The following is a 22,953-nucleotide window of genomic DNA, read 5'->3' on the forward strand; positions in this document are numbered from 1 at the left end:
AACCAAGTCATTGTTTTATCAGAGATTTTAATCTTCATCACCGCCGATGGATGTGCATTATAGGTGAAATATTTCGCCTTGCAACCCCTCTTTTTAAGTTTTATAAGTTTTTTAGTCCGAACGGTTATTTATTCGGCAAAATCATTTAGATCTGTATTATTCTTGCTCAAAATTAGCAGTATGCTTATTTTCCAATATTAGCTACACTACTTTTATGTTCATTCGTGTTGTATTGAAATGACTCAAAATTTAAAAATAATAACCTTGCTGTCATTTGTAGCAATGCAAACACCTATTTTGTATGCTGCACCTGCATCAAATCTTTATAACACTACATTCTCCATTTTAGCGTATGCAAAATGGCAAGCTAGCACGCCCAAACTTTGTGTCGTAAATCAAGATAATATTGCACAACAATTCAAAAAACATGCCCCATTACATAATAAATATGACATTCAACCCATTCAAAGCCATGAAATATCTAAAAGTAATTGTCAAATATTAATTTTTTCTACGCTTTCTGCTGCACAAGAACAACATACCTTAAATACTCAAGTTCGATTTCCAGCCCTATCTATTAGTTTAAACAATCTGGAATGTGAAACTGGCAGCGCTTTTTGTCTTTATAAAAAAAATGATAACTATGCTTTTAAAGTCAACATGGAAAGCTTGACTCAATCTCAAGTGCATATTGATCCGCGTGTATTACTGCTTGCAAAAACATCGGAGTCAAACTCATGAAGCAGTTATACACTCCAATTACCTTGCATCAATTATTCACACGCGCACAACTCACTATCTTTGCTCTGACTTTTACAATTTGTTCAATGATTTTTCTGGTCATTTCAACCTACACCATGAACACCTTCGCAAAAAATAGTTTGCAAAGTTTATCTGCAGCATTAAATGAACGTATTCAACCGGCTGTTGTATTCAATGACCAAATAACACTGAACGAAATTCTGTCTGAACATACGCAGCGTTATTCTATTCGTTCAATTGAAGTACGCTCACCTAAACAGACACGTATTGCCTTTATTGAACAGCAAGGTCTAGAACATTTTTCAATTCAGGCTTTATTGGACTATCTGTTTTTTAATCATCCTGTTCGGCTGAGTATTGACCATGATCAGCAAAACTATGGTGAGTTGGTGGTGTATGGAAACTCTAGTGACTTGGTCAGTTTTTTTTATAAAATCGTTTTAGGATTAATTTTCGGTTTTATTTTGCTTTTAATTGCTGTGTTTTGGTCAATTAATTCAATTTATCAATATCTCATGCAATCTTTAAGTTCTATTGTCAGCTCGGCACAGGAGATCAGTGCACAAAAAAATTATAAGCTGCGCGTTTCAAGTTCAGATATTCAAGAACTTCATGAACTGAGTTATGCCTTTAATGGCTTACTCAATGAGATTGAACAATCCCATAAGAATTTATTGGTTGAAAATCATAAACTGCAATTTCAGTCGCAATACGACAATTTAACGCAGTTGCCAAATCGTAATTATTTTTATAAAACACTGTTTAAGCTATTTACCCAGCCTTCTGCTACGGCTGCAGTATTTTTTTTAGACATTAATAACTTTAACCAAATCAATAACCAATTTGGGCATTTGACGGGCGATAATATTTTACGTGATTCATCACATTGTCTAATTCAGATTTTGCCCTCACATGCGTTTGTTGCGCGTTTAGGTGGCGATGAGTTTGCAGTAATCTTAACTGGCTCACACTCCACTGCAGAATTAGAGGATTATTGTCAAAAGATTCATGCTTGCTATACCTCTACATTTAAGTATGAACAGCAACAAGTTTCCTTAAATGTCAGTATTGGCGCAGCATTGATTGAATATGCAAAAACTCCTGAAAATTTAATTGCCGATGTCGATCGCGCAATGCTCAAAGCCAAACGTGATCAATCAAAATGGTATATTTCACCTCAATCAAACAATAAACAGGTTCCTTATGCTTAAAAAAGTTCTGATCGGCACACTTATTCTTGTTATGGTTTCACTCAGTGCTTGCATGAGTTTGGGGAATGTCAGCTATAAGCAGGCGCGCATGCTAAAACAAGAAGGCTTTATTTTAAGTGATGATGGCTGGACCTTAGCCCTGCCTGAACGCTTGTTATTTGGTTTTGATGAATACGCCATTCAAAATAGCCAAAAAGTACGCCTCAACCAATTGGCACAACAGCTGCATAAATATGACTTGGATAAACTCAAGTTTATTGGTCACACAGACAACGTAGGTTTAGCCAGCTACAATCAAACCCTATCGGAAAAACGCGCCCAAAATGTGGCTCAGATCTTTTTAGATCAGGGTTTTGAAAGAAAAAATATTCAGGTGATTGGACGTGGTGCAACACAACCAATGGTAAGCAATGACACACCAGCAAATCGTGCCACCAACCGACGCGTCAATGTGACGATTGTGCCTTAATAAAAAAGACACTAAAACTTTTCTTATATTGAGCCTCATTCTTGAGGCTTTTTTATGCTGACCAATAACTAATACGAAATCAATTTTAAACCAACAAGGCTTTCATAAATTTCAGGCATAAAAAAACCGCTTAACGCGGTATCTTTATTGACTTAACCATTTCTACTTAGTATCTGTTCTATTTAGAAAATGGTCGGAGCAGTAGGATTCGAACCTACGACCCCCTGGTCCCAAACCAGGTGCACTACCAGGCTGTGCTATGCTCCGTTTATCTCTCAAAGAGATTGGGGTGAATGACGGGATTCGAACCCGCGACAACTGGAATCACAATCCAGGGCTCTACCAACTGAGCTACATCCACCATCATGTTTGGTTCTTTTATACCAAGCTACCAAAAAATGGCGCGCCTGACAGGATTCGAACCTGTGACCATCCGCTTAGAAGGCGGATGCTCTATCCAACTGAGCTACAGGCGCATGACCGATGATACATAATATCATGCGATACGTTGCCTTGAAGAATTGGTCGGAGCAGTAGGATTCGAACCTACGACCCCCTGGTCCCAAACCAGGTGCACTACCAGGCTGTGCTATGCTCCGATTCATCTCAGCTTTTTGTGTATCGCACATCGTGCGGTACGGTGTGCATTCTAGGCGCGACGCCCGAAGACGTCAACACCTATATTTAAAAAAAATTAAAAAAAAGCTTCAACCGTATATTTATCAAGCATTTTTGATATTTTTCAATCAATTTTAGCGTTTTAAGCTCGCACTGAAATTCAACATACGATCTAGTGGTAATTTAGCACGTTCTGCCATGGCAGGTTCAACGAATACTTCTTGATCACCTGTTTGCAATACATGCAAAATTCCATCCAATTCATTCATCGCCATCCACGGACAATGTGCACATGAACGACAAGTTGCACCCTCACCTGCGGTTGGTGCTTCAATTAGAATTTTATTTGGTACAGCTTGCTGCATCTTGTAGAAAATACCGCGGTCTGTTGCCACAATTAAACGCTCGTGTGGCAAAGTTTTTGCCGCTTGAATAAGTTGCGAGGTACTGCCCACCGCATCAGCTACATCAACAACTGATTCTGGTGATTCTGGATGCACCAAAACTGCTGCGTCCGGATACATGGCTTTCATATTGGCTATACCGCGTGAACGGAATTCTTCATGCACAATACACGAACCATCCCAAAGCAGCATATCTGCGCCAGTTTTCTTTTGAATATAGCGTCCTAAGTGCTGATCTGGCGCCCAAATGATTTTTTCACCTAAGCTATCGAGATGTTCAATAATTTCAACCGCACAGCTTGAGGTAACGACCCAATCTGCACGCGCTTTTACCGCAGCGGACGTGTTGGCATAAACCACGACTGTATGATCAGGATGCGCATCACAGAAGTGGCTAAACTCATCGACAGGACAACCTAAGTCTAGCGAACAAGTCGCTTCTAAAGTTGGCATAAGAATGGTTTTTTCTGGCGATAAAATTTTGGCAGTTTCGCCCATAAATTTTACACCAGCTACGACCAACGTGGTTGCCGCATGATCACGACCAAAACGTGCCATTTCCAGTGAATCCGAAACACAGCCACCTGTTAATTCAGCCAGTTCCTGTACTTCAGGATCGCAGTAATAATGGGCAACCAAGACAGCATTGTGCTTTTCGAGTTCTGCTTTAATTTGCGCAAATTTTTCCTGCTTGGCTTGCTCACTCAAATGATGTTCTTTGGTTTCACCCAAGCGATCTAAATGCGCCTGCACAATTGATTTGGCTTCATTGGCAATTAAATTGGTCGCATCATTCATAACAACGTCTTCTCTATCTTCATGCTTGCCCGAACACAAGCTTACTCAAGTCACTGATGATATGGGGGCAATTTACTCATTCACCAGCCCTTTGCCGATTGAATGCTAAAAAAGCCTCACAACGGAGGCTTTATCACTCAATTTGAATTTTTACGAACGGTAATCCGCGTTGATCTTGACATAATCGTAAGACAAGTCACAAGTATAGACTGTATCTGTCGCTTGACCACGTCCTAAATTTACACGAATGGTCATTTCGGTTTGTGCCATGACTCGCGCGCCCGCTGCTTCGGTATAGTCGGCAGCAGCACCGCCATCTTTGCAAATTTGCACATCATCCAACCAAACCTGAATTTTTTCAACGTCTAAATTTGGCACGCCTGCATAACCAATTGCAGCAAGAATACGCCCCCAGTTTGGATCTGAGGCAAAAATGGCCGTTTTTACCAATGGTGAATGTGCAATGCTGTACGCAATATCACAACATTCTTGGGTATTGTCACCATCTTCAACACGTACCGTGATGAATTTTGTTGCACCTTCACCATCACGGATAATCAGTTGTGCCAAACGCAACATCACACGATTCAAAACATCTAATACCACAGCATAACGCGGGTCATTTTCACTGCAAATTTCAGTGCCACCCGCCTGACCTGTCGCCACCAAGATACATGAATCATTGGTCGAGGTATCGCCATCTACAGTAATACGGTTAAATGATTGTTCTACGCTGCGTTTGAGCAATTGCTGCAAGATGTCACGTTGAATTGGTGCATCGGTTGCAACATAGCTAAGCATGGTCGCCATATTTGGGCGAATCATACCTGCGCCTTTAGAAATGCCTGTCATACTATAAGTAATGCCATCTAACTCAAACTGCTCAGATGCACCTTTGGGTGTGGTATCTGTGGTCATAATACCTGTCGCAGCATCATGCCAAGCATCCTCACGTAACGATGCCAGCGCAGGTGCTAAACCAGCAACCAAGCGTTCAATCGGCAATTGCTCGCCAATCACACCTGTAGAAAATGGCAAAACTTCTTGGGTAGATACACCTGCCAATTCAGCCAATTTGGCACAGGTAATTTCTGCATTTTGCATACCCAATTTGCCTGTACCCGCATTGGCATTGCCTGTATTAATGACCAAGTAACGCGGATTGCCCTGAGCTAAATGTGCTTTGGACACATACACAGGTGCAGCGCAAAATGCGTTTTGAGTAAAGACACCCGCCACATTTGAGCCTGCTGCAAATTCAAAAATAACCAGGTCACGTCGGTTCTGATAACGCACATAAGCCTCTGCTGAACCAATTTTTACACCTTTGACCATATGCATGTGTGGCATAGAGACGTCACCAACTGCCATTTTGAAATTTCCAGTACAAATTTGAGAATGTCACAGCTTAGTGGAAATTGAAGAAAAAATCGAGCATCCACCCTGCTTGATTCAACTTTTGTTAATACACAAGGTCATATATAAAAAACCAGCCCGTATGGACTGGTTTTAATCTTCAATATAATGCATCAGCAACTAAAATTATACTGATTGAGCCTATTTGGATTATGGCGTAGTCGCAACCACGGTTTCACCCAATAAAGCCTGTTTTGCACGTTCTTGACTTGCTGCAGATAAAGCAGGATTTGCAGCCACAATACGATTTACATTGGCAGCATTCGCAGGTGCAATCGCTGCAGTATGCAACACGATTGGACGCTGATCTGGATTGGCAAAGGTATAACGAATACCTGTGCGTGGGCTTGCCACAGTCACGTGACCATTATCCACTTGTACCTGTGCAGTGGTCGCACCCACAGCAGCTTGAACTTTTGCAGGAGTTGTCGTTGTTGCCGCATTTGCAAATGCGAAAGTAGGCAAGCTCAAGGCAACAATCATTAAAGGTTGTAATACTTTTTTCATTTTTTGTTCCACACATGGATATTGCATGTGCAACTAAATAGCATTTAATTCCAAAATCTGCAAATGCTATACACATCTTGCAAAACTATTACCACAAAGATTTTGCGCCCCAAAATACAAAAAAGCAGAGCCAAAGTTCTGCTTATGTTGTAACAAGTCAGGTTTAGATTTTACCGTGACACTGTTTATATTTCAGTCCTGAACCACATGGGCATGGCGAGTTACGGCTTGCAGGTGGAACAACCGTTTGCTCAGCAGCACTGTACTGTGGTTCTGATTCAAAGGTTTCGCCCGTTAAACCGTCTACATCAGCATGTGAAAGATTAAGCTGCATCGCTTCTGCTTGCGCTTGCTGCTGTGCTTCCATCGCTGCCAATTCTTCAGGTGTTGGGACATGCACACGCGAAAGATCGGTAACAACATCGGCTTTAATCACGCCCAACATATTCACAAACAAGTTAAAGGCTTCTTTTTTGTACTCTTGCTCAGGATTCTTTTGTGCATAACCACGTAAATGAATACCTTGACGCAAATAGTCCATCGCCGCCAAGTGATCTTTCCAGTGACGATCAAGTGAACTGAGCATAAAGTGGCGTTCTAGCATCGCAGCAGATTCATCACCCATTTGCTCACGACGTGCACGGTAACGTGTCACAATTTCATCGGCAATACGTTCAACCAAAGCTTCTTCATCTAGGCGACGATCATCTTCGAGCCATTGGTTAATTGGTAATTCGACGCCCAAATCATCACGCAAGGCACGCTCTAAACCATCAATATCCCATTGGTCATGAATTGATTCTGGTGGAATATAATTGGCGATCATACCTGTGACCACTTCACGGTGCATTTCTTCAATATAGTCTTGCAGCGTGCTTTCTGCCAGAATATCATCACGCTGTGAATAAATGATCTTACGTTGTTCGTTGTTTACGTCATCGTATTTCAACAAGTTTTTACGGATGTCGAAGTTACGTGCCTCAACTTTACGCTGTGCATTTTCGATAGAGCGTGACACCATTTTGTGTTCAATCGCTTCATCTTCCTGCAAGCCCATAGCACGCATCATTGCTACAACACGATCACCTGCGAAAATACGCATTAAGTCATCTTCAAGTGACAAATAGAAACGTGACACGCCTGGGTCACCCTGACGACCTGCACGACCACGCAACTGGTTGTCAATACGGCGCGATTCGTGACGTTCTGAACCAATAATGTGTAAGCCACCTGAACTTAACACCATGTCATGGTTTTGTTCCCACTCTGCCTTTAAACGCGCTTCATCTTCAGGAGTTGGGTTTTCAATTTTGGCTAGCAAAGCTTTCCAGTTACCACCTAGCAAAATATCTGTACCACGACCCGCCATGTTCGTGGCAATAGTCACCGCACGTGGTGAGCCTGCTTGCGCAATGATGTCAGCTTCGCGTTCGTGTTGCTTCGCATTCAATACTTCGTGCTGAATACCTGCTTCACGCAGTTTATCCGATAAAATTTCTGAAGCTTCAATGGTCGCTGTACCAATCAGAATTGGTGCGACACCCGCTTCATGCACGCGTTGAATTTCTTGAATAATCGCGTTGTATTTACCAGTACGGTTTAAATAAATTAAATCGTTTTGGTCATTACGAATCATTGGTCGGTGCGTTGGAATGATGACCACATCAAGACCATAAATTTCTTTCATTTCTGCAGCTTCAGTGTCTGCAGTACCCGTCATTCCCGAAAGCTTTTTGTATAAACGGAAATAGTTCTGGAAGGTTGTGGTCGCTAAAGTCTGGTTTTCGGGCTGAATTTCTAGACCTTCTTTCGCTTCTACCGCTTGGTGCAAACCTTCTGACCAGCGACGGCCAGGCATGGTACGACCTGTGTTTTCATCGACAATAATCACTTCACCATCATGGATGATGTAATGCACGTTGCGTTGATACAAGAAGTGCGCACGAATAGCTGCAGATACGTGATGCACCAAATTCAGGTTAGATGCAGAATACAGACTTTCGCCTTCTGCCAATAAACCCATTTGAATTAATTCATTTTCTACCGTTTCATAACCAATTTCGGTCATTTCTACAGTACGTTGTTTTTCATCAATCCAGAAATGTCCACCATCGGCTACTTTTTCTTCTTTTTGTGCATGCAATTTTGGCGGAATGGTGTTGATTGCTGCATATAACTGCGATGAGTCATCACTTTGACCAGAAATGATTAATGGGGTACGTGCTTCATCAATTAAGATCGAGTCCACTTCATCAATAATGGCATAAGTCAGACCACGCTGTTTTTTCTCACTCAGCGAGAACACCATGTTGTCACGCAAGTAGTCGAAACCAAATTCGTTATTGGTACCGTAAGTAATGTCTGCACGATAAGCCTGTGCTTTTTCAGTCGGGTCTTGCATGGAGTAGATAATGCCAATGCTTAAACCTAAAAACTCAAATAAAGGACGGTTGAGTTCAGCATCACGCTGCGCCAAGTAGTCGTTCACAGTAATGACGTGCACGCCCTGACCGCTTAAAGCATTTAAATAGCAGGCCAAAGTTCCCATTAGGGTTTTACCTTCACCTGTACGCATTTCTGCAATTTTACCTTCGTGCAAGGTAATACCACCAATCAACTGCACGTCATAGTGACGCATGCTCATGACACGTTTAGCCGCTTCACGACATACTGCAAATGCTTCTGGTAATAGTTTATCTAAACTTTCGCCTTTGTTATAACGTTGTTTGAATTCTTCGGTTTTTGCAGATAAGTCTGCATCGCTTAAGGCAGATATCGTCGGCTCGAGCGCATTAATCTTGTCTACGATTTTACGCATGCGTTTGAGTTCGCGCTCATTTTTAGTACCGAAGATTCCTCCGATCAGACTTGCCAACATGAATAAACTCTCTAAATCTTGCTTGTCAAATAAATAGGTTTTTCTTAGTGGTTATTATGGTGCTAGAAATTTGAAGTACAAGGGTTTTGCACAAAAACCTATTAAAAATTCCAATCTCTACTTGCCATTTCTCGCTGCTAAGTAGCAATTAATGTAACAAATTTCGAGCGGACGATATATAGCAATCACACATCAATCTATTTTGAAAATGCAATAAAAATGACACACCATATTCAAATTATTCATAAGCACATACAAAAACACTATTTAATTCTGCAAAAGGAATGGCGCATAGTAGTACGCATACATCACACAACAAAACAAGACAGAGGTACACAATGACTATTCGCTTAGGTGACATCGCACCCAACTTCACACAAGATTCAAATGAAGGCCCAATTGATTTTTATGAATTTTTAGGTGACAGCTGGGGCATTCTATTTTCGCATCCTGCCGATTACACACCTGTCTGCACCACCGAGCTAGGCTATACCGCAAAACTGAAAGATGAATTCAGCAAGCGCAATGTCAAAGCGATTGCACTTTCTGTAGATGATGCTGAATCTCATAAAGGCTGGATTCAAGATATTAACGAAACCCAAAACACGACGGTTAATTTCCCAATTCTTGCTGACCAAGATCGTAAAGTGTCTACCCTGTACGATTTTATTCACCCGAATGCCAGCGAAACACTGACTGTCCGCTCATTAATCATTATTGATCCAAATAAAAAAGTACGCTTGATTATTACTTATCCTGCTTCTACAGGACGTAATTTCCACGAAATTTTACGTGTCATTGATTCACTACAACTGACTGACAATTACAAGGTTGCAACGCCTGCCAACTGGCAAGATGGTGAAGATGTGGTCATTGTGCCTGCCATTCAGGATGAAGCGGAACTTAAAGAACGCTTCCCAAGTGGATATAAAGCCATCAAGCCTTATTTACGTTTGACCAAACAACCGAACCGCACTTAATTAAGTGTTACATGAGCAAGCCTATCTTCGGATAGGCTTTTTTATGCTCCAATTCCGTTAATCCAATTATGATTGGCGACACACAACAGATCAGGTATAAGCAAAATAACATTCATAAAAAAACGTCATTTTGTGATCTACAACATTCATCATTTACATTGCGGCACGTTTTGCCCAATCTGTGCGCCTTTATTTGGACAACAAGGTTGGCAGGCAAAATTGGTCTGCCATTGTCTATTATTAGAAACAGATCAAGGCTTGGTCTTGGTCGATACAGGCTTAGGCGTTGAGGATTATTTACATCCCAAACAGCGTTTAGGCACATTACTGACCCATACCGCTCGGATTCAACACGACTTAAGCCAGACCGCACTCAAGCAAATCCAGCAACTTGGTTATCAGGCCAGTGATGTGCAACATATTTTGGTATCGCATTTGGACTTTGATCATGCGGGTGGGATTGCTGATTTTCCAAACGCGACTGTGCATATCTTCGCGAGTGAATACAAGGCAGCCTGCAATTTAAAGTCTTTAAAAAATCGCATGCGTTATAAACCTAAGCAATTTCAGCAACATACTCATTGGGATTTTTTAGAACCAACCCGAGGTGAAGCTTGGTTTAATTTTAATCGTGTGCAAGGTTTAACAATTTTTAAGGATGAAATTTTACTGATTCCTTTGCCTGGACACTCCGCTGGTCATTGTGGCATTGCCATTCGGCAGGCACAGGGCTGGTTATTTTTCTGTGGCGATGCTTATTATGCGCAAGCACAGCTAGACCCTAAACAATGCTTCCCAGCACTACATACAGTTGAGTATTTGTTTGCAGAAAATAATTTAATGCGTTTAAAGACTTTAGCGAATATTCAGCATTTGGCTCAAACTGCACCACAAGTTGAGATTATTTGCGCACATGATCCAATTGCCTTAGCGCAATATCAAATACCAAAAGCCTAAATAAAAAAGGATTTAACCCAAAAGATTAAATCCTTTTTAATAAACATTTTGATCGAATGATCTAGTCGCGTTTATCTAACGGCACCCAATCAATCACCCATGCAGATTTCATATTCAAACTTGGGTCTGCGGTAATTTTCTTACGGGTTGCATCGGCAGCATCACGGTCTTTAGATGGCCCAACCATAATCCGAACCCCTTTAGACGTTGGACTTTGGGTGACTTTATAACCTTTGGCTTTCAGTTTTGCCGCCAAAGCATCGGCATTGGCTTGGTTAGCAGCCAAAGCCACTTGTACCATCCACTGCTTATCGCCTTCTTCCAATAACTTACGTGCTTTTTCAGCTTCAGCCTTTTTCTTGGCAGCTTCTTCAGCTTTGCGTTTTTCCTCAGCTTTACGTTTTTCTTCGGCAGCCTTACGTTCTGCTTCTTTTTTCGCTTCTGCTGCTTTGCGCTCTTGTTCAGCTTTACGTTTTGCATCGGCTTGGCGTTGTTCTTCCGCTTTGCGCTTCTCTTCTGCAATACGTTTTTCTTCCGCTAAACGCTTTTCATCTGCTGCTTTTTTCTCTGCAGCACTACGCTCTTGCGCGGCTTTTAACTCAGCAGCTTTCTTGACATCCGTTGCCTTTTGCTGCTCTAACTTCTTTTGCTGGGCAGCTTTTTCTTCAGCCAAACGCTTTTGCTTGGCTTGTTCATCTTCGACCAATTCCGGTGGAATATTGTCAGAACTTTGCTGCTGACCAGAACGCAATGCATTTAAGGCAGCATATTCTTCTGCAGCTTTACGCGCTGCTTCAGCTTCTGCCTGTTGTTGCATCGCTAAAAACTCAGCTGCACGTGCTTCTTGCTCCGCTACTGCTTTTTCACGCGCACGGCGCTGCTCTTCAAGCAGACGCTGCTCGGTTTGCACATCGACAGTTAAAGGTTGCAATTGCACCATTTCTGCCTGATTGGCATTTTTATGTTGAACTTGTTCGGCTTGGCTTGGGGTTTTCACATTATTTTGATGTATTTCTTCTTGCCCTTTTAAAAGCAATGCTGCCAATAAAACACCACCACCTAATAAAACAACGCCACCCATCCAGCGCTGTTTGTTATTCATTGACATTCTTCCAAATACTCCCATACCGCTTCTAAGGTATGAAATGATCCACATACCAAAATCAGCTGATTATTTTTTGTTTCATCCAGTGCTGATTTAAAAGCCAATTGTATACTGTCGAAGTGTTGTATTGTTTCGCCTTGCAAAGCCTGATCCAAAACCGTGATCTCTGCCGCACGAGGCACATTTAATGTGGCAATTTTCCACATTACGACACTATCTTTCAATAACTCAACCACAGAATTTATATCTTTATCTGCAAGCATTGAAAAAACACTGACCACTTCAGTGTACTGTTTATTGTAATTTAAGAAATTGCGCAATTGCTTTAACAAAAATTCAACGCCATGCGGGTTATGTCCTGCATCAAAAATCACGGTTTTGCCCTGAATTTGACAAACTTCAAAACGTCCTGCCAATTTAGCCGTTTGAATACCTTGTGCAATTGCATCTTGGGTGATTTCTAAACCACTGTGCAAGACTGCTGCCACAGCCGTTGAAATATTATCAAGTGCCAAGCTGCCTGCTGGAAGTTTTAAGGTGCAGCCCGATGCAGCAAACATCCACGACTCACCATCTTGCATGTCCCGATAAAAATAATCACGATTCAGGGTAAACAATGGTGCATTACAAGCTGCTGCCTTATCTTGAATAGCTTGAGGCAAATCTTGCTGACCTGCAAAAATGACAGGAATGTTAGGACGAATAATGCCTGCTTTTTCATAGGCAATTTTTTCGATGCTATCGCCTAACCAATCGACATGGTCTAAACCGATATTGGTAATAACCGCCACATCTGGATTAACGACATTGACCACATCTAAGCGCCCACCTAAACCGACTTCAAGCACCCACACATCGCAGTCACGTGCTTTAAAAATCACAAAGGCTGCCAAAGTCGTGGCTTCAAAAAAAGATAAACTCAGATCGCAATCACGTCGTGCTTGATCGACTTGCACAAAAGCATCAATCAAACTTTGGTCATCGACCTCGACGCCTGCTAATTTGACCCGTTCATTAAAACGGTAAATATGCGGCGATTGGTACAACCCAACCCGATAGCCCTGCGCATTTAAAATAGCCGCTAAAGTGGTTGTGGTTGAGCCTTTGCCATTGGTTCCCGCAACCGTAATGACTTTGGCTTTAGGATGGGTCAACCCCAGTTTTTCTGCAACGGGAATAACCCGCTCCAAACCTAAATCAATACCCGTAACGTGAACATGGCTCCAATAATTGAGCCATGTGTTTAAATCATCGGTTGCAAGAGGTGCTGTGTTCAAGGCAAGTTCATCAGTTTCGCAAGAATACGATAAACTGTATCACGTAATGCATGACGATGGACAATTTGATCGACCACACCATGATCAAGTAAGTATTCTGCACGTTGGAACGGTTCTTCCAGTTTTTCACGTACAGTTTGCTCAATGACACGTTTACCTGCAAAACCAATCATCGCTTTAGGTTCTGCAATGTGCACATCACCCAGCATCGCCAATGATGCAGTTACACCACCATATACAGGATGTGTTAATACTACGATGTAAGGTAAGCCTGCTTCTTTCATACGTTGAATTGCTGCAGAAGTACGCGCCATTTGCATTAATGACAACATGCCTTCTTGCATACGCGCACCGCCCGATGCTGCGAAGCAAATTAACGGTTGTTTTTGCTGAATCGCACGTTCAGCAGCTTGCACAAAACGGTCACCAACGACAGTACCCATTGAGCCGCCCATAAAGTCAAACTCAAATGCACAAGCAATGACTGGCATATCTTTTAATAAGCCCTGCATAACCACTAACGCTTCGGTTTCACCCGTTTTCTTTTGCGCTTCAGTCATACGCTCAGGATAAGCTTTGCTGTCTACAAATTTGAGTGGGTCTTTGGCAGAGAATTCTTGACCTAATTCGTTTTGTACTTGGTCAAAGAACCAAGTTAAACGCTCACGCGCTTTCATGCGTAAATGTTCATCACATTGTGGGCATACATAAGCGTTGAATGACATTGCCGTACGTGTCACCAAGGCATGACATTCTGGACATTCAATCGTTGGTTCAGTAAAGATCGCTTTTAACGCTTGTTGCTCATCTGGTGTTTCAATACCAGGTACACCACGTGCAGTCCACGGCGTCGATGGGCTTAGAATTTTCCCTGTTTTCACTTCTTGACTCATACTAACTCATCGAGCGCAGCTCGAAGCTCCTTCACTTTATTAACCGTTGCAATGACGGCTTGTTCTGGTGCTAAGCTCGCAAATTGTTTTACAAAAGCACTTCCGACAATGACTGCGTCGGCAGCCGCGCCCATTGCTTTGGCAGATGCAGCATCACTGATGCCAAAACCCACACCCACAGGCACGTTGGTTACAGCTTTAATCTGTTGGATGCGGGTTGCTGCTTCTGCAACATCAAGTGTTGCTGCACCCGTCACGCCTTTCAAAGAAACATAATAAATAAAGCCACTGGCTTGGTTTGCAACAAATTGAATACGCTCTGGTGTAGAAGTTGGCGCTAACAAGAAAATTTGATTCATCCCATATTTATTCAGGACTTCATCAAATTCTTGGGCTTCTTCAGGTGGTAAATCGACCAGAAGTACACCATCGACACCACAGTCATGTGCATATTCAACAAACTTTTCATAACCAATGACTTCTACAGGGTTTAAATATCCCATCAATACCACAGGAGTTTCCTGATCTTTTTGACGGAACTCTTTGACCATGTTTAAAGCATCTAGCGTATTGGTTCCGCCTGCCAACGCTCGCTCTGCAGCGAGGGCAATTACTGGACCATCAGCCATTGGGTCTGAAAACGGCAAACCTAATTCAACGACATCTACCCCTGCCTCGACCATTTGATGTAACAACGGAACTGTGACTTCTGGATGAGGGTCACCTGCCATAACATAAGAAACCAAGGCCTTACGCTGTTGAGATTCAAGCTGTGCAAATCGTGTGGCTAAACGTGACATAGGGTTGTATTTTCCTTGAATGATTAAAACTGAGACATTTGCTATTGTAGAAATACAAATTGACCCATTGTAACGCTATTTTTTACTCAATGAATAGCGCACAGGCATGGGTTGCTGCATTTCTGTTTGCAAAACGATTTATTCAGAACAACCGCGAGGCTACATTTACTGATATTTGCGCTTTTTTCTCAATGATCAAAGATGCCTAATTTTGCCTGCTTATCGGTTTTTGAAACTTGCTCAATCGTGCTTTTAAATTTAAAAATATTGATAAAAATAAACAACTTCAGGTTTTATCTTAGGCTTTATCAACCTTGCAAAAGCTGATTCGGTCATGGCTACACACAGCTTATTTTCAATCTCTTAGCGCGAAATCACCTGTTGATAATGAGCCAATCCATACTATTTATGGCGTATTTTGCTGTAGAGAAAGTGCATCCTCAGCTTGCTGCAACTGCTGTTTACGTTTTAGCAAGGTCTGTCCTGTACAGGCTTTATAGGCACGCGCCAAAGCCGATTGGTCTGAATAACCCAACAACTGTGCAATATCGCTTAGGCTCACATTTTGTCGCAGTAAGTTTTCACAGCGCTGCATCCGTTCTATTTCAAGAATCTGTTTAAAACCCGTACCTTCCTGTTTAAGCTGACGCTGTAACGTACGCCCTGAACGAAATAAACGCTGCGCCACCCATTCAATGCTCGGCACTTGCTGTTCATAACGTAAATAATGCGCCACCTGCTCTTGGACTTGCTGCTGCACGGTTTCTAATTGTGGTTTTAACGCAATCGCATCTTCAGCTTGTTTGGTGAGTAAATGAATTAAAGAGGGATCGGCTTGCTGTGGTTTTAAACTGAGGCTTTCTAAATTTAAAACAATTTGATATTCCGCTTGCTTAAATAAAACCTTACAACCATAAAACTTTTCATAATGCAGCATCGCCATACGCGGTGCATGGGCAAAATGAATCTCCCGTATCGGAGAGTGTTGAAAATCAAAAATTTGCATGGCCAATTGAATCATACAGGCAAAAGTCATTTCATGAACCAAGCTGTATTTTTCATCCACCAACGGCCATGATAAATATAAAGCATCTGGTTGTTGTTCCAGTCGCATCGGTACGGCTGCCGTACCATCTACCACCAAACGACTAAAACGCATCATATATTGAAGGGCTTCTGCAACACTATTACTACGCGATGCCATATAGCCGAGCACACCAAAATGTTCAGGCTGAATATAACGCGCCAATTCAAAAACAAGCGTTGGACAATCTAAAAACTGAATACTGTGTTGGATGATCTCATTAAAAAATTGATAAGACGATTGGGTATCCATAGGCAATGCCAACACATGCTGTAACTGCTGCAATTGTGCAGGCGAAAATCCAAGCTGCTCAGGAACTCTGCCCTGTGCAGATAAATAACGTAACCAAAGTTGATAATAACCATTCGGAATTTGAATTTCGCTCATGTGCTTGCTCATTTTGACATGCATCATTTTCTTTTGTCGCTTAATGTATAAAAACTGGCAAATACTGTCAAAACAAATCTGCCAAAGCCCGACATAATGCAAACAGGATTGACCAGAGTGAAATAAAATAAAATGAATGCACTTGTCCAATATCATGCTGCGCCCATAGTACGCAGCAATCTCGATTTTAAATTAGCCGATGTGCCGCGTTACTGGTTTGCAGGTGACCCGTTTTTAACCCGCATGTTTGATGCTTTGAGCCTGACTTTTCCTGATGGCGAGCGTTATTTCATTCAATCGGTACGTTTGTTCCGTGATCAAATTCAAGACCCTGACTTAAAACAGCGTGTTGCCGATTTTATTCGACAAGAAGCTCAGCACGGCATTGCACACGACAAAATGAATCAGGTCATGAAAGATCAAGGCATGCCTGTAGATCAGTTTATTCAGCGTCTAAACAAAGTGTTTAAGTTTGAACTGAAATATCGCTCGCCCCAATACAACATCGCCATGACAGCAGCTGCGGAACATTTAACCGCACTTATGGCAGAAACTTTTTATGGCGAAAAAGACACGCTGCAAGATGCACATCCTTATGTCCGTGCTTTATTTGCATGGCATGCGATTGAAGAAATGGAACATCGTGATGTGGCGTTTGATGTGATGCAACAGGTGGGCAATGTGCCTGAAGTGACTCGAAAAATGGCGTTGGTGCTGACCACAGGTTTAATGTTCGGATTTACCCTGTACCGCGCCAATGTCATGCTGAGATGCGATGGGTTTAATCGTACCCAGCGCCTTAAAATGAATGTACGTGGCTTGCAATGGCTGTTTGGCAAACAAGGGAAATTACGCAAAATGCAATCACAATATCGTGATTGGTTTAAACCTGACTTTCACCCTAGCCAACATCCAATCATCGCGCAATATGATGTCTGGCTTGAGACTTTGGCGCAAACAGGCGACCCAATTCAGGCAGGTGAAGCATTTTGGCAGGCAGGAAAATAAAGCTTTTGGTTTTGCTTGGCTTTTAACCAATGAACACCTAAGCATTGCTTAGCTTTATACAAACTTGCCTCTAATATCTTTATATAAAGTAAGGCATAAGGCAATGCTGAGTCATATCTTATTATTTCTTATTTATGAGTGACCAACACAGTTTAAGCGTAAGAGATCGCTATTACTGTGATAGCGCCATCTCTTACGCAGAAAAAAATTTTAGTCTTAATTCATAATAAAAAAGTACTGGCGATAATATTTCAGCTCAGCAATCGAATCACGAATATCATCCATCGCCAAATGCGACGCATTCTTTTTCAAACCGCTCATAATTTCTGGACGCCAGCGCTTTCCCAACTCTTTCACTGATGATACGTCCAAATTTCGATAATGGAAATATTGTTCCAATTCAGGCATTAAACGGTGTAAAAAACGGCGGTCTTGGCAAATGGAGTTGCCACACATTGGCGATGTTTTAGGATTAACCCATTTTTTCAGAAACTCAATAGTTTGCTGTTCTGCATCCTGCGCAGTGAGTTTGCTGCGACGCACACGCTCGATTAAGCCCGATTGTCCATGCTGACGTGTATTCCACTCATCCATGGCATTTAAAATACGATCAGGTTGATGCACAGCCAGCACAGGACCTTCTGCCAAAATATTTAAATGATCATCGGTCACAATGGTAGCCACTTCAATAATTTGGTCGTTATCGGTATCTAAACCTGTCATTTCCAAATCAATCCAAATGAGGCGAGTATCAGGCGTGCTGCTCATAAATGTGCAATCTTATTCGGCTTAAAAACAACATAGTAGCAAATTTCTTGCTTCTTGGCTGTAACTGTGCCCCCGCTTCATGCTATTTTTGCCATCCTGAGTTCATGGTTTTTTAGGATATGAATGGCTTTAATTCGTAAGCGTCGATTGACTGAACAACAGCAACGTCGAATTGAAAAACAACACAAGTCACGTCAGGCAGACATTGACACTTCACATGATTTAGAAGGCTTGGTGGTACAACACTATGGTCGTCAATTAGAAGTGCAGGCTTTATCTGTTCCTGAAATTCATCCTGAAAAACCTGTGGTGCACGCAGGTGAGCCTGAACCGTTTTGGAAACCTATCGAAATAGGCAGCATTTGGCGTTGTCATACTCGCACCAATTTAGAATTATTGGTGACGGGAGATCGGGTCAAATGGCAAGCCGATCCGAATACAGGTTTAGGGATTATTACCGCGATTCATCCACGCCAATCTTTATTGACCCGACCTGATCGTTATCACAAAGTTAAACCTGTTGCCGCCAATATCAGTTTGATTGTGATTGTTTTTGCGCCTTTGCCTGAACCTGCACCGGGCTTGATTGACCGCTATTTGGTTGCTTGTGCCGATGCCGATATTCCCGCCTTATTGGTCTTAAACAAATCTGATTTGCTCAAAGAAAACGACCCGATTTTAGACTTGCTTAAGGAATATCAAGACTTGGGGTATGAAGTCATGCAAACCCAGTCCGATGCGAATTTAGAGCATTTGGCGGCACGTTTGGCAGGTGAAACGGTGGCTTTTGTTGGACAATCGGGTGTGGGGAAAAGCTCGCTGATTAATGCCATCGTGCCTGAAGCGGCGCAAAAGACCAATATCATTTCAGAAAACTCAGCACTTGGACAACACACCACAACCTCTACCCGCTTAATTGGCTTTGGAGATGGTGCAGCCTTAATTGACTCACCGGGGATTCGTGAATTTGGTTTATGGCACTTAAGCCAAGATAAAATTCAAAATGGTTTTCCTGAAATTGAAAACCTGCTGGGGCATTGCCAATTCCGCAACTGTACCCATAAACATGAAAAGCAATGTGCGCTGCGACTGGCTGCTGCAGAAGGTGAAATATTATCGCGTCGTTTAGACAGTTATTTAAGACTGTGTGATGAAATTGCCGAAGCGCAACAAAAAAATTAATTTTATTATGGCGCTGCCCTTGAAGCGGTGTTTTTGATCGCCATATTTATACGCTATACTCTTGAACAATTTTGACATTGTAATTAGGTGACTTGTGGAACGTTGGTTCGAATTTATGGGGAATCATCCCTTCTTATTTGGGACGCTGGCTGTATTGGTAGTGTTGTTCTTTGTGTTAGAAGGTCAACGCAATGGTCGCAAAATTTCCCCACAATCTTTGGGTATTTTAGTCAAAGCTAAAAATGCCATGTTGATTGATTTACGTGATGCCAAAGATTTCCGTGAAGGTCATATCAGTGGTAGCCGCAATATTCCCTATAGCCAAATTACCAAGCATGTTGAAGAGTTAAAAACCTCAGATCGCCCATTGGTCTTTATCTGTAACTTGGGTCAGGTTGCAGGCAGTGCTTTACAACAGGTCGCACATACCGATGCCTATCGTTTAGATGGCGGTATTAGCAACTGGAAAGCACAAGGTTTACCTTTAGTAAAAAGCAAATAGTTTTACCCAATATTTTTCGCAAGGAGAACAATCATGGCTGAAGTCACTATTTATTCAACGACTGTATGTCCATACTGCATTCGTGCAAAACAACTCCTTGAGCGTAAAGGCGTTGCCTATAAAGAAATTAATTTGTCGAATGAAGCGCCTGAAGTACGTGTTGAATTAATGCAACGCACCAATCATCGTACCGTTCCACAAATTTTCATCAATGACCAGTTTATTGGCGGCTTTGACCAATTATATGCGTTAGATCGCGAAGGCAAGCTCGATCAATTATTGGCATAAACATAACACGATAACCAACTCTTAAGGATTTAACATGAGTGAAGAACAACAAGCTCAACCACAATTGGCATTAGAGCGTATTTATACCAAAGACATTTCTTTTGAAGTTCCTGGGGCACAAGTATTTACCAAAGAATGGCAGCCTGAATTGAACATCAACCTGTCATCTTCTGCAGAAAAAATTGATCCAACCCACTTTGAAGTAGCATTAAAAGTTGTGGTTCAAGCCAACAACGCGGGCGATACTGCATTTATTGTTGATGTTACCCAAGCTGGTATTTTCCTGATTGATGGCGTTGAAGAAGAGCGTTTACCGTACATTCTTGGCGCATACTGCCCGAACATTTTGTTCCCATTCTTGCGTGAAGCAGTGAATGATATGGTTACCAAAGGCAGCTTCCCACAATTATTGTTAACGCCAATCAACTTCGATGCCGAGTTTGAAGCCAATATGCAACGTGCTCAAGCCGCTGCAGCTGAAGGTCAAGCTTAATTCGCGATTGGATATAAAAAAACCGCTGAAATTTCAGCGGTTTTTTATGTCATCCGTTTGCTGATGGACGATCAAAATTAAAAATCATCATCCTGAGATGGATCTCGATACAAGGCATCATGAATCGCTTCGACCAATTGCTGCGCAATTTCCTGTTTCGAGGCTTTTTCCAAATCGCGTTTTTCCATACGGTAGCTTTCGGCAAAAAATACCGTCATGGCATTTTCATCGGAAGCAAAACCAATATCAGCACGGGAAACGTCATTGCAGGCAATCATATCTAGCTTTTTCGCCACCAACTTGCCTGCTGCATACTCTTCTACATTGCGGGTTTCTGCAGCAAAGCCAACCATAAACGGACGTTTTTCCTGTTGTGCAATGGTCGCAACAATATCAGGGTTTTTGACCAACGCCACATTCAGCTCATCGCCTAATTTTTTAATTTTGTGTTCCGCAATTTCTGCCACGCGGTAATCTGCCACCGCGGCTGTAGCGATGAAAATATCACAGCCTTGTTCAAGCATCTGCAAACTGGTATCTAGCATTTGAATTGCAGAAGACACATTAATTCGCTGTACCCCATTTGGTGTATCTAAGCTAACTGGACCTGCAATAAGCGTGACTTTTGCCCCTGCCGCATAACAGGCTGCCGCCAAAGAAAAACCCATTTTGCCTGTACTGTGGTTAGAAATATAACGCACAGGGTCTAAAGCTTCGCGGGTTGGACCTGCCGTAATGGTGACATTTTTACCTGCCAACATGCCAAATTTTTCCACCAAAGCACGCTGCGCCTGATGAAAATACTGCGTCACCTGATGCGCCAAATCTTCAGGTTCTGGCATACGCCCTAAACCAACATCTCCACAAGCTTGTTCGCCCGCATCGGGCATAATTACATGCACGCCATCTTCCACTAAAGTGGTTAAATTACGCTGCGTGGCTTTGGCGGCCCACATTTGCTGATTCATGGCAGGTGCAACCCACACTGGTGCATTGGTGGCTAAATATAAAGTACTGAGCAAATCATCGGCCAGACCTGCAGCAAATTTGGCTAAGGTGTCGCAACTGGCGGGCGCAACCAAAATTAAATCGGCCCACCGTGCCAATTCAATATGCCCCATGCCTGCTTCGGCTTCGGTATCTAATAATTCGGTATGTACTGGATTGCCCGACAGTGCTTGAAAGGTCAGCGGTGTAATAAAAGCTTGTGCCCCCTTGGTCATGACCACGCGAACACTAAACCCCGCATCCTTTAAACGACGCACTAAAATCGCACTTTTATAGGCCGCAATGCCGCCTGTCACAGCTAAAATAATGTTTTTATGAGGGAGTACGCTTAAATCGAAGCTCACAAATAAGCCACCTTTTTGTTGCAGTGGCGCTCACAATAGCATTAAATAATGTCATTCCCAAGAGATCTGTTGGGATTTAAGTTTCAAATTTAGAATAAAAAAGTCAAATAACAATGCATTTATCTATTAAACATTGGCCTGAACAAGAACGGCCACGTGAGCGTCTGATTCAAAATGGTGCTGCAAGTTTGTCCGATGCCGAACTACTGGCTATTTTCCTGCGCTCAGGCTCGCAACAACATTCTGCGGTGGAGTTGGCACGATTGCTAATTCAGCATTTTGGCAATCTCACTACTTTACTCGATGCACCCATTGCCGAGTTGTGTCAATTTCACGGCATGGGTAACAGTAAATATTCACAGCTCATGGCAGTTAAAGAACTCGGACGGCGTTATGTGGCTGAACATTTAAAACAAGATGCGCTAGAGCTTAGCAACTCCAAACGTTTGATGGAGTATTTGCGTTTTGAACTTTTGGGCGAAACCCAAGAAGTGTTTGCGGTACTTTGTCTAGATGCCTGTTTACGCAAAATCAGCTTTAAAAAGTTATTTTATGGCGCAGTGAATTCGTGTGAAATTTCTATTAATCAATTGCTGCGTTTTGCAATTAGCCAACACGCTACGGCGATTGTGATTGCACACAATCATCCTTTCGGATTGCCACATCCCTCACGTGCAGATTTAATCCTGACGCAGCAGATTCAGCAAGCCTGTCAGTTGCTAGAGCTGCGTTTGATCGATCACTGTATCATCTCAAGTGAAGGTAATTTTTCCTTTGCCGAACAACAACTGCTTAAATTTGAGCACACTTAAAA

General features: G+C 42.3%; 22 protein-coding genes and 4 tRNA genes. 11 read left to right on the forward strand and 15 right to left on the reverse strand.

The window, feature by feature from the left end; genetic code table 11:
- Positions 1 to 237 precede the first annotated feature (237 nt).
- The 3 genes from HYG89_RS13655 to HYG89_RS13665 are packed head-to-tail and all read left to right on the forward strand — an operon-like array spanning position 238 to position 2,442.
- The gene (locus tag HYG89_RS13655; RefSeq protein WP_096902398.1) at positions 238 to 741 is read left to right on the forward strand and encodes a YfiR family protein; all 504 of its coding nucleotides are present in this window, start codon (positions 238 to 240) and stop codon (positions 739 to 741) included.
- Complete coding sequence (locus HYG89_RS13660; RefSeq protein WP_178867954.1) at positions 738 to 1,973, forward strand: diguanylate cyclase domain-containing protein; 1,236 nt, start codon at positions 738 to 740, stop codon at positions 1,971 to 1,973. Before HYG89_RS13655 ends, HYG89_RS13660 begins: the two co-directional genes overlap by 4 nt.
- Positions 1,966 to 2,442, forward strand: a complete 477-nt coding sequence (locus tag HYG89_RS13665; protein ID WP_178867956.1) for an OmpA family protein — start codon at positions 1,966 to 1,968, stop codon at positions 2,440 to 2,442. The genes HYG89_RS13660 and HYG89_RS13665 overlap by 8 nt, the downstream gene beginning before the upstream one ends.
- A gap of 190 nt (positions 2,443 to 2,632) precedes the next feature.
- On the opposite strand, the gene HYG89_RS13670 is transcribed toward HYG89_RS13665, so the two are convergent.
- From HYG89_RS13670 to secA, 8 genes are all read right to left on the reverse strand, one after another.
- Positions 2,633 to 2,709 (reverse strand) — tRNA-Pro (locus tag HYG89_RS13670).
- A gap of 18 nt (positions 2,710 to 2,727) precedes the next feature.
- Positions 2,728 to 2,803, reverse strand: a tRNA-His gene (locus tag HYG89_RS13675).
- Between the two features lie 38 nt (positions 2,804 to 2,841).
- Positions 2,842 to 2,918: transfer RNA gene (locus HYG89_RS13680), tRNA-Arg, on the reverse strand.
- 46 nt (positions 2,919 to 2,964) lie between these two features.
- Positions 2,965 to 3,041 (reverse strand) — tRNA-Pro (locus HYG89_RS13685).
- Positions 3,042 to 3,194: 153 nt separating this feature from the next.
- Positions 3,195 to 4,262 carry a quinolinate synthase NadA gene (nadA, locus tag HYG89_RS13690; RefSeq protein ID WP_178867958.1) on the reverse strand — a complete coding sequence of 356 codons (1,068 nt, stop codon included), beginning with the start codon at positions 4,260 to 4,262 and terminating at the stop codon, positions 3,195 to 3,197.
- Positions 4,263 to 4,412: 150 nt separating this feature from the next.
- Positions 4,413 to 5,633, reverse strand: coding sequence for a bifunctional glutamate N-acetyltransferase/amino-acid acetyltransferase ArgJ (argJ, locus tag HYG89_RS13695; RefSeq protein ID WP_178867960.1), 1,221 nt, complete (start codon positions 5,631 to 5,633; stop codon positions 4,413 to 4,415).
- 195 nt (positions 5,634 to 5,828) lie between these two features.
- The gene (locus tag HYG89_RS13700; protein ID WP_026438462.1) at positions 5,829 to 6,185 is read right to left on the reverse strand and encodes a hypothetical protein; all 357 of its coding nucleotides are present in this window, start codon (positions 6,183 to 6,185) and stop codon (positions 5,829 to 5,831) included.
- 163 nt (positions 6,186 to 6,348) lie between these two features.
- Positions 6,349 to 9,063 carry a preprotein translocase subunit SecA gene (gene secA, locus HYG89_RS13705; RefSeq protein ID WP_178867962.1) on the reverse strand — a complete coding sequence of 905 codons (2,715 nt, stop codon included), beginning with the start codon at positions 9,061 to 9,063 and terminating at the stop codon, positions 6,349 to 6,351.
- A 338-nt stretch (positions 9,064 to 9,401) separates the two neighbouring features.
- Between secA and HYG89_RS13710 the strand changes: the two genes are divergently transcribed.
- Both HYG89_RS13710 and HYG89_RS13715 read left to right on the forward strand, forming a co-directional pair.
- The gene (locus HYG89_RS13710) at positions 9,402 to 10,043 is read left to right on the forward strand and encodes a peroxiredoxin (RefSeq protein ID WP_104853063.1); all 642 of its coding nucleotides are present in this window, start codon (positions 9,402 to 9,404) and stop codon (positions 10,041 to 10,043) included.
- Between the two features lie 132 nt (positions 10,044 to 10,175).
- Positions 10,176 to 11,000, forward strand: a complete 825-nt coding sequence (locus HYG89_RS13715) for an MBL fold metallo-hydrolase (RefSeq protein WP_096902404.1) — start codon at positions 10,176 to 10,178, stop codon at positions 10,998 to 11,000.
- 61 nt (positions 11,001 to 11,061) lie between these two features.
- On the opposite strand, the gene HYG89_RS13720 is transcribed toward HYG89_RS13715, so the two are convergent.
- From HYG89_RS13720 to HYG89_RS13740, 5 genes are all read right to left on the reverse strand, one after another.
- Positions 11,062 to 12,108 carry an SPOR domain-containing protein gene (locus HYG89_RS13720; protein WP_372595713.1) on the reverse strand — a complete coding sequence of 349 codons (1,047 nt, stop codon included), beginning with the start codon at positions 12,106 to 12,108 and terminating at the stop codon, positions 11,062 to 11,064.
- A complete protein-coding gene (folC, locus tag HYG89_RS13725) occupies positions 12,099 to 13,382 on the reverse strand; it encodes a bifunctional tetrahydrofolate synthase/dihydrofolate synthase (protein WP_178867966.1) in 1,284 nt (427 codons plus the stop codon). Before folC ends, HYG89_RS13720 begins: the two co-directional genes overlap by 10 nt.
- Complete coding sequence (accD, locus tag HYG89_RS13730; RefSeq protein ID WP_004976262.1) at positions 13,379 to 14,275, reverse strand: acetyl-CoA carboxylase, carboxyltransferase subunit beta; 897 nt, start codon at positions 14,273 to 14,275, stop codon at positions 13,379 to 13,381. The genes folC and accD overlap by 4 nt, the downstream gene beginning before the upstream one ends.
- Positions 14,272 to 15,075, reverse strand: a complete 804-nt coding sequence (gene trpA, locus HYG89_RS13735) for a tryptophan synthase subunit alpha (protein WP_004976260.1) — start codon at positions 15,073 to 15,075, stop codon at positions 14,272 to 14,274. Before trpA ends, accD begins: the two co-directional genes overlap by 4 nt.
- A gap of 406 nt (positions 15,076 to 15,481) precedes the next feature.
- Positions 15,482 to 16,546, reverse strand: coding sequence for an AraC family transcriptional regulator (locus HYG89_RS13740; RefSeq protein WP_178867968.1), 1,065 nt, complete (start codon positions 16,544 to 16,546; stop codon positions 15,482 to 15,484).
- 132 nt (positions 16,547 to 16,678) lie between these two features.
- Between HYG89_RS13740 and HYG89_RS13745 the strand changes: the two genes are divergently transcribed.
- Positions 16,679 to 17,554 carry a metal-dependent hydrolase gene (locus HYG89_RS13745; protein ID WP_131261957.1) on the forward strand — a complete coding sequence of 292 codons (876 nt, stop codon included), beginning with the start codon at positions 16,679 to 16,681 and terminating at the stop codon, positions 17,552 to 17,554.
- A gap of 216 nt (positions 17,555 to 17,770) precedes the next feature.
- Here the strand turns inward: HYG89_RS13745 and orn are convergent, their stop codons facing one another.
- Positions 17,771 to 18,322: an oligoribonuclease gene (gene orn / locus HYG89_RS13750; protein ID WP_178867970.1), complete on the reverse strand. Its 552-nt coding sequence runs from the start codon at positions 18,320 to 18,322 to the stop codon at positions 17,771 to 17,773.
- A gap of 123 nt (positions 18,323 to 18,445) precedes the next feature.
- Here orn and rsgA point away from each other — a divergent pair, with 123 nt between their 5' ends.
- From rsgA to secB, 4 genes are all read left to right on the forward strand, one after another.
- A complete protein-coding gene (rsgA, locus tag HYG89_RS13755; protein ID WP_096902409.1) occupies positions 18,446 to 19,504 on the forward strand; it encodes a small ribosomal subunit biogenesis GTPase RsgA in 1,059 nt (352 codons plus the stop codon).
- 94 nt (positions 19,505 to 19,598) lie between these two features.
- Positions 19,599 to 20,006 (forward strand): rhodanese-like domain-containing protein, encoded by a 408-nt coding sequence (locus HYG89_RS13760; protein WP_004976250.1) that lies wholly within the window; start codon positions 19,599 to 19,601, stop codon positions 20,004 to 20,006.
- A 33-nt stretch (positions 20,007 to 20,039) separates the two neighbouring features.
- Positions 20,040 to 20,294, forward strand: coding sequence for a glutaredoxin 3 (grxC, locus tag HYG89_RS13765; RefSeq protein ID WP_004976247.1), 255 nt, complete (start codon positions 20,040 to 20,042; stop codon positions 20,292 to 20,294).
- 34 nt (positions 20,295 to 20,328) lie between these two features.
- Positions 20,329 to 20,787, forward strand: coding sequence for a protein-export chaperone SecB (gene secB / locus HYG89_RS13770; protein WP_004976246.1), 459 nt, complete (start codon positions 20,329 to 20,331; stop codon positions 20,785 to 20,787).
- A gap of 77 nt (positions 20,788 to 20,864) precedes the next feature.
- Here secB and coaBC read toward each other — a convergent pair whose 3' ends face one another.
- Positions 20,865 to 22,139, reverse strand: coding sequence for a bifunctional phosphopantothenoylcysteine decarboxylase/phosphopantothenate--cysteine ligase CoaBC (gene coaBC / locus HYG89_RS13775; protein ID WP_178867972.1), 1,275 nt, complete (start codon positions 22,137 to 22,139; stop codon positions 20,865 to 20,867).
- Between the two features lie 113 nt (positions 22,140 to 22,252).
- On the opposite strand from coaBC, the gene radC reads away from it, so the two are divergent.
- Positions 22,253 to 22,951: a DNA repair protein RadC gene (gene radC, locus HYG89_RS13780; protein WP_104853058.1), complete on the forward strand. Its 699-nt coding sequence runs from the start codon at positions 22,253 to 22,255 to the stop codon at positions 22,949 to 22,951.
- The last annotated feature ends 2 nt before the right edge of the window (positions 22,952 to 22,953 follow it).

The organism is Acinetobacter sp. SwsAc5 (assembly GCF_013391485.1).
Lineage (GTDB): Bacteria > Pseudomonadota > Gammaproteobacteria > Pseudomonadales > Moraxellaceae > Acinetobacter > Acinetobacter towneri.

Bases quoted from the DNA above. Each gene is read 5' to 3' on its own strand.
- rsgA (WP_096902409.1), top strand. From the start codon at position 18,446: ATGGCTTTAATTCGTAAGCGTCGATTGACTGAACAACAGCAACGTCGA.
- HYG89_RS13700 (WP_026438462.1), bottom strand. From the start codon at position 6,185: ATGAAAAAAGTATTACAACCTTTAATGATTGTTGCCTTGAGCTTGCCT.
- argJ (WP_178867960.1), bottom strand. From the start codon at position 5,633: ATGGCAGTTGGTGACGTCTCTATGCCACACATGCATATGGTCAAAGGT.
- secB (WP_004976246.1), top strand. From the start codon at position 20,329: ATGAGTGAAGAACAACAAGCTCAACCACAATTGGCATTAGAGCGTATT.
- radC (WP_104853058.1), top strand. From the start codon at position 22,253: ATGCATTTATCTATTAAACATTGGCCTGAACAAGAACGGCCACGTGAG.
- HYG89_RS13710 (WP_104853063.1), top strand. From the start codon at position 9,402: ATGACTATTCGCTTAGGTGACATCGCACCCAACTTCACACAAGATTCA.
- secA (WP_178867962.1), bottom strand. From the start codon at position 9,063: ATGTTGGCAAGTCTGATCGGAGGAATCTTCGGTACTAAAAATGAGCGC.
- grxC (WP_004976247.1), top strand. From the start codon at position 20,040: ATGGCTGAAGTCACTATTTATTCAACGACTGTATGTCCATACTGCATT.
- HYG89_RS13665 (WP_178867956.1), top strand. From the start codon at position 1,966: ATGCTTAAAAAAGTTCTGATCGGCACACTTATTCTTGTTATGGTTTCA.
- orn (WP_178867970.1), bottom strand. From the start codon at position 18,322: ATGAGCAGCACGCCTGATACTCGCCTCATTTGGATTGATTTGGAAATG.
- HYG89_RS13740 (WP_178867968.1), bottom strand. From the start codon at position 16,546: ATGAGCGAAATTCAAATTCCGAATGGTTATTATCAACTTTGGTTACGT.
- trpA (WP_004976260.1), bottom strand. From the start codon at position 15,075: ATGTCACGTTTAGCCACACGATTTGCACAGCTTGAATCTCAACAGCGT.
- HYG89_RS13720 (WP_372595713.1), bottom strand. From the start codon at position 12,108: ATGTCAATGAATAACAAACAGCGCTGGATGGGTGGCGTTGTTTTATTA.
- HYG89_RS13745 (WP_131261957.1), top strand. From the start codon at position 16,679: ATGAATGCACTTGTCCAATATCATGCTGCGCCCATAGTACGCAGCAAT.
- HYG89_RS13655 (WP_096902398.1), top strand. From the start codon at position 238: ATGACTCAAAATTTAAAAATAATAACCTTGCTGTCATTTGTAGCAATG.
- accD (WP_004976262.1), bottom strand. From the start codon at position 14,275: ATGAGTCAAGAAGTGAAAACAGGGAAAATTCTAAGCCCATCGACGCCG.
- nadA (WP_178867958.1), bottom strand. From the start codon at position 4,262: ATGAATGATGCGACCAATTTAATTGCCAATGAAGCCAAATCAATTGTG.
- HYG89_RS13660 (WP_178867954.1), top strand. From the start codon at position 738: ATGAAGCAGTTATACACTCCAATTACCTTGCATCAATTATTCACACGC.